This is a genomic window from Rhodococcus sp. NPDC056960, from assembly GCF_042674125.1.
Classification (GTDB): domain Bacteria; phylum Actinomycetota; class Actinomycetes; order Mycobacteriales; family Mycobacteriaceae; genus Rhodococcus_F.
The window spans coordinates 1-10,492 of sequence record NZ_JBHURF010000069.1 but is presented as its reverse complement, the minus strand read 5'-3'; the positions used below and the strand labels follow the sequence as shown (position 1 = coordinate 10,492).

The 10,492-nt window shown below is 63.0% G+C and carries 10 protein-coding genes and 1 pseudogene; 1 reads left to right on the top strand and 10 read right to left on the bottom strand.

The annotated features are described in order from the left end of the window. Window positions 1-214: 214 nt before the first annotated feature. From ACFTWF_RS44675 to ACFTWF_RS44655, 5 genes are all read right to left on the bottom strand, one after another. The gene (locus ACFTWF_RS44675; RefSeq protein ID WP_378467470.1) at window positions 215-1,018 is read right to left on the bottom strand and encodes a hypothetical protein; all 804 of its coding nucleotides are present in this window, start codon (window positions 1,016-1,018) and stop codon (window positions 215-217) included. After that, on the bottom strand, window positions 1,018-1,590 hold the full coding sequence (locus ACFTWF_RS44670; RefSeq protein WP_378467469.1) for a hypothetical protein: 573 nt from the start codon (window positions 1,588-1,590) through the stop codon (window positions 1,018-1,020). Before ACFTWF_RS44670 ends, ACFTWF_RS44675 begins: the two co-directional genes overlap by 1 nt. A 305-nt stretch (window positions 1,591-1,895) precedes the next feature. Beyond that, a complete protein-coding gene (locus ACFTWF_RS44665) occupies window positions 1,896-3,278 on the bottom strand; it encodes an L-serine ammonia-lyase (RefSeq protein WP_378467468.1) in 1,383 nt (460 codons plus the stop codon). A 72-nt stretch (window positions 3,279-3,350) separates the two neighbouring features. Further along, entirely contained in the window at window positions 3,351-3,920 is a 570-nt protein-coding gene (locus ACFTWF_RS44660; RefSeq protein ID WP_378467467.1) for a glycine cleavage system protein H, read from the bottom strand. A gap of 180 nt (window positions 3,921-4,100) precedes the next feature. Continuing rightward, a complete protein-coding gene (locus ACFTWF_RS44655; RefSeq protein ID WP_378467466.1) occupies window positions 4,101-5,462 on the bottom strand; it encodes a bifunctional folylpolyglutamate synthase/dihydrofolate synthase in 1,362 nt (453 codons plus the stop codon). Window positions 5,463-5,561: 99 nt separating this feature from the next. On the opposite strand from ACFTWF_RS44655, the gene pabB reads away from it, so the two are divergent. Continuing rightward, on the top strand, window positions 5,562-7,688 hold the full coding sequence (pabB, locus tag ACFTWF_RS44650; RefSeq protein ID WP_378467465.1) for an aminodeoxychorismate synthase component I: 2,127 nt from the start codon (window positions 5,562-5,564) through the stop codon (window positions 7,686-7,688). A gap of 103 nt (window positions 7,689-7,791) precedes the next feature. On the opposite strand, the pseudogene ACFTWF_RS44645 reads toward pabB, so the two are convergent. The 5 genes and pseudogenes from ACFTWF_RS44645 to ACFTWF_RS44625 form a co-directional block, all read right to left on the bottom strand. Further along, window positions 7,792-9,596: pseudogene (locus ACFTWF_RS44645) on the bottom strand (zinc ribbon domain-containing protein). A gap of 3 nt (window positions 9,597-9,599) precedes the next feature. Then, window positions 9,600-9,806, bottom strand: coding sequence for a hypothetical protein (locus ACFTWF_RS44640; protein ID WP_378467464.1), 207 nt, complete (start codon window positions 9,804-9,806; stop codon window positions 9,600-9,602). Beyond that, entirely contained in the window at window positions 9,766-9,912 is a 147-nt protein-coding gene (locus ACFTWF_RS44635) for a hypothetical protein (RefSeq protein ID WP_378467471.1), read from the bottom strand. Before ACFTWF_RS44635 ends, ACFTWF_RS44640 begins: the two co-directional genes overlap by 41 nt. Continuing rightward, complete coding sequence (locus tag ACFTWF_RS44630; protein WP_378467463.1) at window positions 9,909-10,217, bottom strand: excisionase family DNA-binding protein; 309 nt, start codon at window positions 10,215-10,217, stop codon at window positions 9,909-9,911. Before ACFTWF_RS44630 ends, ACFTWF_RS44635 begins: the two co-directional genes overlap by 4 nt. A 72-nt stretch (window positions 10,218-10,289) precedes the next feature. Then, window positions 10,290-10,492, bottom strand: a 203-nt coding sequence (locus ACFTWF_RS44625; protein WP_378467462.1) for a dihydropteroate synthase, incomplete at its 5' end; no start/stop codon positions are given.

Sequence of the window (10,492 nt, the reverse complement as noted above, 5' to 3'; positions counted from 1 at the left end):
GCGGGAGATCAGCTGACCGCCGACAGGGAGATCAGCTGTCCGCGCACAGGGACACCACCTGTCCGCCTACCGGGACGCCCCCATGTCCCTTGACACATGACACGATCGTCAGTTTGTGGACCGTCAGGTTCGGCGGTGTTCGGGTTGGGGCCGGGGGGTACCGCGGCAGTATCTGTCGGGGGGATGTGTGGGTTCATGTCGTGGTTCTTCGCGATCACAGTGTTCGGAGAGTGGTCTGCGCGGCGACACCGGCGCTGATTGCGCAAAAGCGATCCGGCTGGTTCGTCATCGACGTCGGACTCGTCGCCGCAACCACACGATCGGGGAGGTCGGTGGCAGCGGCTTCCATGTCTTCGAGTGCCCGATGCCAGGGAGCGACGAGTGTCTCGTAATGGGTTCGGGTGAAGTCACCCATGCCGACCAGGTCGGACAGTGCGGTTGCCGCCGCGGCGTCGCGTACCGCGGCCGCAGTATCAGCGCAGAGACGGTCATCGAGACGAACGGTGGCGTCGTCCATGTACTCGCGTTCCCACGCCGCGTCCTGTGCGCGGTACCAGCTTTTGATTCGTCCGGTTTCCCACGCCACGTCGCGGGCAGCGATCCATGCACTGAGGCGCCGGTGGCTGCCGATCAGGCTGACGGTGCGCGTCAACGAGTGGAAGTCGCTGTGCAAGATGTCGGCGACCTCGACCGCATGACGAATGACCTGTCTCCAGTTCGGCCCGAAGCTGTCGGTGCACTCGTCTTCGGTCACCTCGAACTGGTCGAGAATCATCAGCGCTTCCTCGACGACGTCGACATGCAGGTAGTACTCGCCGGGTAACCCGATTCGGCGCAGCAGCTGAAATGCGACGAAGGCTTCACCACGAACGGCGGCGCAATGGACGAAGACATCGAGGATCGAGATCCGGAGTTCCGGTGCGTAGGTTCCGCGAGGGGGCACGGGATACTGGCGGATGAACTGCGCCGCCTGCGCCGGTAGGAGCCGGAGCTCGTCGGTGATCACATTCTCCGGCATCACTTTCCTCCTTCATTCCAGGGAATCCCCTCGGCGCGTCCGAAGAATCGATAGTTACTCGTTCTCAGAATCATCATTGGCTCGGACCAGGGCTCTGGCCACACGTCTATCAGGTAGCTCTCAACCGGATCCTCGGCGTGGCGTCCGAAGAATAGGTCACGTCCACGCGCGTGGACGCGAACCCGATACATGGCGTCCCCAGAGGGTGGCAGGCGAACAGAATGACACGGTGGGCTACTGTCGTCGTCCACGCCGGTGAAGTAACACACCGAGAGCGCCGACGAAGGATTGAGCAGAGAAAGTTCGCCGACGTCTTCCCACTTCCAATCCACGTCCGTTGTCCGTGGTGCCGGGCGCGTGTCGTGGCCGCACAAGCGAAGAGACACCTGCCCCGACTCGATGCCTGTCGTGACGTACAGGTGGGCGCGCGAGGTCCTCGCGAGTCCGCTGATGAGGGTTTGGTCGTCGACAATCTGTGCCGACGTCGCGTCCATGGTGTCATCTCCGAGGTACAGGGTGTGGCCGACGGGGCAGAAGGCCACACCGGTCAGTGTCATTCCTGTGCAGAGCATGTCGGGAGCTCCTCGGCGATGTCGAGGTGTGGCGCTGGAAAGACCAGCGCCACACCTCAGTCCCACTATGAGCCGAGCCGTGAGGTCATTCGGCTCATAGTGGTGGACTAATTCGGCACCGTGTCGAACAATCGTTCCGCACTGTGCACGATGGTTGTGCGCGTCCGCGGCACCGAATCGTTGTCGTCGGTGAGCGTCGATGGTGTTGTTCGTCGGATCATCGGTCGAGGTCTCCTTGGCGAAATCAGACTGCCGGATACCGAGAACTGATGGGGTGCCGGCAAACGGCTACGGAGAGTGGGACGTCAGCACTCGACGTAGTTGACGGGGACATTGACCGCAAGACCACCAGTCGAGGTCTCTTTGTACTTCGAGAGCATGTCAGCGCCGGTCGAGCGCATCGTCTCGATCACCTGGTCGAGGCTGACTCTGTGAGTACCGTCGCCGCGCAGCGCCATCCGGGCAGCGTTGATGGCTTTACCTGCGGAGATGGCGTTGCGCTCGATGCAGGGGATCTGCACCAGGCCCTCGATGGGATCGCAGGTCAATCCGAGGCTGTGTTCCATTGCAATCTCGGCCGCATTCTCGACCTGCTCTGGAGTGCCGCCGAGGATCTCGGCCAGCCCAGCAGCCGCCATGGAGGCGGCGGAGCCCACCTCTCCCTGGCAACCGACCTCGGCGCCGGAGATCGAGGCTCTCTCCTTGTACAGGGAGCCGATGGCCCCGGCAGTGAGCAGAAAGTCGATCGCGGTCTTGTCGGGGTCAGCCTTGCCGGCCGGGGTGTAGTGCACCGCATAGTGCAACACGGCGGGGATGATCCCCGCAGCCCCGTTGGTGGGGGCGGTGACGATTCGACCACCCGAGGCGTTCTCCTCATTGATCGCAAGTGCGACGAGGTTGACCCAGTCTTCGGCGAATTCTGGTGCACGATTCGGGTCTTCGCGGTCCAGACGGAGAAACCAGTCGCGGGCGCGTCGACGAACCTTCAGCGCACCGGGCAAGTACCCGTCACGCGAGATACCACGTTGCTCGCACTCGACCATCACATTTCGGATGTGTAGCAGCTGGTCATGGATCTCGGTGGTGGATCGTGATTCGCGTTCGATGGAGAGCATCAGATCGCTGATGCTGTACCCGTACCGGTCGCAGAGTTCGAGAAGTTCTTTCGCGGATCCGTACGACAAGCCGCGAGCAGGTGCGGTGGTGGTTTCGATGCTCTCGGCCTCGGTGACGACGAAGCCGCCACCCACCGAGAAGTAGGTCTCCTGGTGCAATTCGACATCCCCGCCGGCATAGGCCGTGAGTGTCATTCCATTGGGGTGAAATGGCAGGACCGTCAACGGACGAAGAATGATCTCGTCCTCGGCGAGTGCGATATCGCGGGATCCGCCGAGCGAGATACGGCGGGAGCTGCGCATGATCTCGAGCCGTCGTTCCATCTCGTCAGTCTCGATGTCTTCGGGACGGTAACCTTCGAGTCCGAGAAGGACTGCGGACATTGTCCCGTGACCGGCGCCGGTTGCGGCGAGCGAACCGTACAGGTCTACTCGCACGTCGACGACGTCATCGAAAGCCCCGAGAGTGTGCAGGTCGGAGATGAATCGTGCGGCGGCTCGCATGGGACCGACGGTGTGCGAACTCGACGGGCCGACACCGACGGAGAACAGGTCGAACACGCTGATGGTCATGGAATCACAATCCTGTGTATGCGCATCTGGAGTGCGCGTGATGGAAGCAGGGACGGCAGCAGGAATGCGCGCTCATACCGCCGCGCTGAGCTCAGTTTTGTACTGAGCGGGAGCGAGCAAGTCATTGGTGGAAGAAGTGGGGATGGGCAGGATGGCGAACAACCATCCCGCGTAGTGGGGGTCGCGAGCGACGAGCTGGGGATCTTCGATCGCAGCGATATTGGTCATCGTGACCAAGCCACTGAGGGGAGCGTACATTGTGACCACCGTCCGCGAGGACGACCAGATCAATGCGCACGGAGCTCCGGCATTCACCGTGCTCCGCACGGCGGGAAGATCCAGACCTACGACATCGAGTCCATCGAGGGCGGTGGTAGTAATACCCGCTCTCAAAGGGTAATCCGACAGGGCTTGTCCCGGCGGAAGTGCCAACCAGCTGTGCGACGAGGTGTAGATCCGACCCGTCGGAAATTCCATATCTCGCACAGCTTTTCCTTCGGACGTCGGCGTGGGGGCTGATGAGTTGCCAGCGGAATCGGACGCGGGCGGTACCGGGACGGGCGCTGAGATCGAACCGCCAACTCGCTGGCTTCCCTCGGTCGCGTAATCCGCAGCGTTGGTGCCGACATTCACTTCGCTCACCGGACCTCCAGGAGGGTGCCTGCTGACATGTCTGATCGGACAAAATTAGACGATTGATATATCAGTGATGGCACCACGGTAGGTCAGAACGCGGGTGTGGTCAAGTATTGTTTGGATAACTTCCAGATGAGTGCCCGGAAGTGGTTGCCGGGCACCTCTTTGCCGAGCCGAGTGCGGCGTTCAGGGTGTGTACGTCTCCGGAGTGAGCGCGGAACTGATGGCATCGAGAAGTAGGAACGACCCACTGATGACAACGGGTGCGGTCCCGGCGACTTGGCTTGCGATCGTGACCGCCTCGAGCGGGCACCCCACTTCGATCGCCCGAAGTCCGGCCGCGCGAGCGCGTTCGGCCACCTTCCCTGCCGGCATGGAACGAACCGCGCCGGAGGCCATGCCATCACTGCCACTGTGGAACTCGGTGGCCACGATTCCTGCGGCTGAGGGTGCGACGGCCGTGAGTGCGGCGTCCAAGTCCTTGTCGTCCTTCAATGCGAGTACCCAGGCGAAGCGTTGTGCGGGATACAGATCCTGCAAGGTCGACACCAGCGCTGCTAATTTGACCGCGTTGTGGGCACCGTCGAGCACGACGTGCTGACCGCCCACGGTGATGCGCTGTTCGAACCGACCCGGCAGCTTCGCAGTTGCAAGGCCGTCCCGGGCGGCGCCGTGATCGAGGGACCATCCGTCGCGGATGGAGAGGTGCTCGGCAGCCCGCAGGGCGAGGGCTGCGTTAACGCCTTGATGGCGGCCCTCCAGTCCGAGTCTCATCGGCTTACCGTCCCCGATGCGCAGGTAGGTGCCGAAGGTGGAGACATCGCAGGAGACGAGCCGCTCGTCCAACTGGTCGAGCTGGCATCGACGCTGCTGCGCTGCGCCGGCAAGAGTCCGCCGTACCTCACGAGATGGGTGCCGCAGGGCGATGCCTTGCCCGCCTTGTGGGAGGATTCCGGCTTTGTGGCGAGCGATCGCGGACTCGGTTTCTCCCAGCATGTCGGTGTGATCCAACCCGATTCGGGTGATCACAGCGAATTTGTCGGGCCGGCCGATGGTGTTCGTGGCGTCGAGCAGTCCTCCGATGCCGGTCTCGATGACCGAATAGTCGACGGACGACCCTGCGAAGTGAGTGAACGCAATGGCGTTGGCAACCTCGAAGAACGTGGGTGCGCCGAGGTCGGAATCCATCATCGCGTCGACCACAGGAGCGATGCGGTCGACGAGTTCGACAAACGTCCCTTCGGTAATCGGTGCGCCTGACACTTGGAAGCGCTCGCGTATCGAGTAAACGTGCGGCGACAGGTGCGCGCCGACCTGCCAGCCGTGTGCAGTCAAGATCGAGGCCAGAAAGGTGCTCACCGAGCCCTTTCCCGCGGTTCCTGCCACGTGCGCCGTGCGCACCGCATTCTGCGGAGCTCCCAGCCGGTCGAAGAACTCTGCCGCGCGGGCGAGGCCGGCGCCTTTCGATCCTCGGGGTAGCTGGTACAGGTAATCGGTTGCGGCAGCGAGGGGGGACTCGGCCTGGGAAGGGGGAGCGGAGCCGATCATGAGCCGGAGTACGCTGATATATTAGTCATAAATGAATGGTATACTAAAGCAATTTCAGCGGGTAGGCTGATGCAGCAGACGCATCGAGGAGGTCTGTAGATGGTCAGAACATTGCTGGTCGACAACTACGACTCGTTCACCTATAACCTCTACGAATTACTCACTGCCGTCAACGGCGAGTGCCCGACCGTGGTGACGAATGATGCATCGTGGGAGTCGATCGACTTCACGGCATTCGACAACGCGGTGATCTCCCCGGGGCCGGGGACTCCGACGGAGGTCGCCGATTTCGGTATCAGTGCTCGAGTCATTGCGGATTCGGGACTACCGGTCCTGGGGGTATGTCTAGGGCATCAGGGGCTGTGTGCGTTGTTCGGTGCTCGCATTGTTCGAGCGCCTGAACCCATGCACGGCAGACTCTCCTCCATCGTGCACACCGGTGACGACTTGTTCAGCGGGATTCCATCTCCGATGAACGTGGTTCGCTACCACTCGCTCGTTGCGGAGGGGCAGTCAGACGAGCTCGAGGTGCTGGCAACGACTTCTGAGGGATTGGTTATGGCAGTGCGGCATCGGAGCAGACCACTCTGGGGGGTCCAATTCCATCCCGAATCCATCTCGAGTGAAAACGGGCGGGAGTTGTTTGCCAACTTCAGGGATCTCACGATGCCGGTCGCGATCAAAGATCGAAGGCCCTCCCCGAACTCCGAATTACCGCGGTCCCGTGGCAATCAGCATCCCCGTTTTATCGTCAACCATCGTCGGCTGGACCGATACCCGGACCCTGCGCAGCTCTTCGAGAGTCTGTTCGAAGGTCGGTCGGGAACCTTCTGGCTCGATGGCAGCGTTCAGCCCGATCTCGATTCCCGATTCACCATCATGGGTGACTGCTCAGGGCCTTACGGGGAGTACATCACCTACGACCTGAATGTGTCGACCGTAAGTGTCAGCCGGAATGCCCTCCCCGACGAGAAGATCTCGGCGTCGATCTTTGATTATCTCGAAGCGCAGCTTCGTATTCGGGCCGTGGAATCCGATCCCGAGCTTCCCTTCGATTTCAACCTTGGCTATGTCGGATACCTGGGCTATGAACTGAAGGGGGAAACGGGAGGCGTTCGGGCCCATACGTCCCCGCACCCTGATGCCGCACTGGTCTTTGTTGACCGGGCTGTGGTGATCGACCATGAACAACGGTGTAGCTATCTCCTCACCTTGAGCACGACAACGAATGATCCGCGCAGCGAAGCTTGGTTCGCCGCAGCGGGAAACGTCATCCAGGACCAGGACCAGGACCAGGACCAGGACCAGGACCAGGACCAGGACCAGGACCAGGACCAGGACTGCCCACCGATCGTCTTCACCCGGCCGACAGGCGCGGAGTTCCAACTACGGCACAGCGCGATGACGTATCGCGCTTTGATCGACGAGTGTCTGGAGCTGATTCGGGCCGGCGACACGTACGAAGTGTGCCTGACCAACATGGCAACCGTCGCTGCAGATATCGAGTCTGCCCGAATCTTTTCCAACATCCGAAACTTACATCCGGTACCGCATGCCGCGCTTCTGCGATTCCGTGAAGTCTCGATCGTCAGTGCGTCTCCCGAGCGGTTCCTACGTGTCAGGGCAGACCGATCGGCGGAATCGAAGCCGATTAAGGGAACGCGACCCCGCGGCGCAACCGCCGATGAGGACATGGCTCTGATGCATTCCCTCGCGGTCAGCGAGAAAGACCAGGCTGAGAACCTGATGATTGTCGACCTGGTCCGGAACGATCTGTCGAGAGTGTGTGAGCCGGGGACAGTGCGGGTACCAATCCTCTTCGGAATTGAGACCTATGCGTCGGTACATCAGATGGTTTCCACCATTCGGGGCATTCTCCGCCCAGATGTGCACGTCATCGACGCGATACGTGCGTTGTTTCCTGCCGGATCGATGACTGGAGCCCCCAAAATCAGGACGATGGGGATCATCGACGAACTCGAAGGTGGGGCGCGCGGGGTGTACTCCGGTGCGATCGGATACATCTCGTTGTCGGGAGCCGTGGACCTGTCGGTCGCGATCCGAACACTCGTGGTTACCGACTCGCAGGTTCAATTCGGCGTCGGTGGTGCGATTACTGCGCTCTCCGACCAGACGGAGGAGTACGAGGAAACACTGGTCAAGGCGGCCTCGTCATGCAGAGTGCTCGAGGTCGACGATCGGAAACCCCTCAGCACAGGCTGTTGACATTAGGGTTCGCGGCGCCCGCGGCGCGAAGGTCGGCGTTTTACCCAGGTGTCGTCGGTCCCGCGGCATCGTCTTGGTGTCCACACAATGGGAAACCAAGCGTCTACATGGATCTCATACTTCCCTCCACTGACGTGGCTGGCGTTGGAGATGTATGTACTTCACGGCTACCCGTAACACCCTGCGGTGTTGCGGGTTCTACCGTGTCCCACACCGACACTTGTGGCGCAGCAACAGTCTTTGTCTGATTCACCCCCACCGGCGGTACCGCGGCGGGAGCACTGCGACGGACACGACGATGCCGCGGCCTGCTCGGAGTGGGACACATCTTGTCGCGGCATCGGCGCACCGGCGCATGCTCGATCACCCGGATCTGCGGATTCCGGCCGCGCTTCCGAACGGCTTTTCCGCCTCCCAGCAATGCCCGTTTGGCCAGGTTCACGGCCGCCACATGGTCACGGTTTCCGCCAATTCTGCACCCCGCACACCACGCGGTGTGGTAGCCGCCGGGGCGAGAGAGTGGTTCGTTGCAGCCCGGACACAACGCGGAAGATCCGCGTGCCGGCACGGACACCACTGTGATGCCGACCTCTGCGGCGGTGTGCGTGAGAGCGGTAACGGCGTGGCGGCGGGCGGACTGCGCGGCCCGATTGTTGTTGACCCGGCCGTGCCCGCGGGTCTCGAGGGTGCTGAGGTCTTCCACCGCGATCACCGTCGCCCCCGCCGCGGCAGCGAAGTCGGTAACCTCGGAGCCGAAGTGAAACGCCATTTCCCGGTTGATCTTCCCCCGCTTGATACCCACCGCCTCGCGGTGCGCGTCGAGGACGGCAGTCTTCGCGTCGAGTTGTGCGCGGACCTCGGGGGGAGCGGTCGCGGCGAGCCGGCGCAGCCGAGCAGCTTTGCGGTGCAGCAGTTGACCCTCGGTCTGCAGGCGGGCCAGCGTGATCCCGAGGCCGCGGTCGTCGTACGTGAAACCCCGATAGTCCGAGACCACACCCTCCGGGGTTTGTGTGGCGACCGCGGCCGCCCCGAGTGTCGACGGGGACCAGTCCACGCCCACCGCGGTAATTCCCGATGTCACATCAACGGCGGGGACCGTCTCGGTGGCAGCGCACCGCAACAGCAGACCCCGGTGGTCGAGATGAAGGGTCGGCAGATGCCAGACGCTGATCGGCCGCCCGTGCAGGTGCGGTGGGATCGCGGCGGTCAACCGGACTCGTCGCCACTGCGCGCGCCCGGTCGGGGCGGGGATGGTGGGCAGTTTCACCGTCAACGTCATGACGGCGTCCGTGACGGCGAGGTGCGCGAGTTGTCGATCCGCTGCCGACAGCCGAGCCATCGCCGAGACCTGAGGTGGTGCCTGCACGTCGGTAATCCGCAACCGGCCGGCCAGTGCCCCGCCCTCGCGGCGGGCGCGCGCGATGAGCTGCCGCACCACACCGCGGGCGAATCCGGCCGGGACGCACTCCGCCGCCGTGGTGTGTGCGGCGATGCGGCCGGTGGCCGGGTCGAACCGGGCCGACAGTGTCGTGATCGCGGTGTCTCGGTATGCCAGCGTCCGCAGCGTCGCCGTCGCTTGTGCGGTGACCACCGGGTGACACGCGAGGGGACGTAGAGCCCGTCCGGGTAGTGCGGGGTCCAGCCCAGACGCGCAGCAGCGACATGGCCGTGCGTCGGGAGTTTGCGGCCCTGGTGGTCCCGTCCGGCGGCGAGGACATTGAAGGTGGCCGGTTGCCACAGCCGCGACAGCATCTGTGCTTCGGCGCCCGAGATCAGGTCGAGCAGCCACCCCACCCGGGTGTCGACGTCGTCGAGCCCGATCGGCGCACCGGTGCTGTCATCGACCGCCAGGTAGGGGCGGGTGGTGAACGAGAACTGCCGCGGCGCAGTCAATCCGGCATCGGCCATCAGTTAGTCCATCTCCAACCGTGCTGCCGCATCGCCCGGAAGTCGACGTTGATTCTGCTTCGACCGCACTGGGTGAAAGCGGCCGGAAAATGAAGCGAGCAATGCCATGAAGTCGTCCATCAGCTCCTCGACCAGCGACTCGTCCCCATGTTCACGCAGGACCTCGACCTTAACGCCGACCACCGACAGGTAACGTTCGATCCACGCCACCGGAGAATCGCGCCAACCGATCCCGCCACACCACGCGCACCACCGTGAACCGGCCCTTGGCTGCGTCGTCGAGCATCCGAGTCAGTCCGGCTCGGGTCTCCCTCAGACCTGAACCACGATCCTGGTAGCCCTGTACACGGTGCCGGTGGCACTCGCACGCAGCATCTTCTCCTGATTGGCGAGCGAGGATTCCTGACCGGTCGAGCCGGACACCCGGCAGTACAACGCGTCCGCCCTGTCCGCCCGAACCCTCGCCGGTGTAGGTCGACCCAGGTAGACGTCGAGATCCTCCCGATCGAAGACTCGCTGACCGGAACCTGTACGCCGAGACGGTAACCGGCCCTCCGACGCGGCCTTGCGGACCCCCACCACCGACATGTTCAGGTATGCCGCTGCCTCGCCGATGCGCATGATCCGATAGCAACAGGAAGGGATAGGAAGTATTAGGAATTACGGTAACAGTTGAGAGCCTCCCAGATCTCCTCAGCGTCGTGCGCTGGAGCTGCGTACAGAATGAAGTACAGCAACGGCATCGACGGTTGCGGCGACGTCGTGGACGCGGAGGATGGCTGCTCCGTTCTGCGCGGCGAGGAGGGCGGCGGCGACGGAGGCGGCCTGGCGGTGGTCGATGTCGCGTCCGGTGATTGCTCCGAGCATGCCTTTGCGGGACAGGCCTGCCATCACCG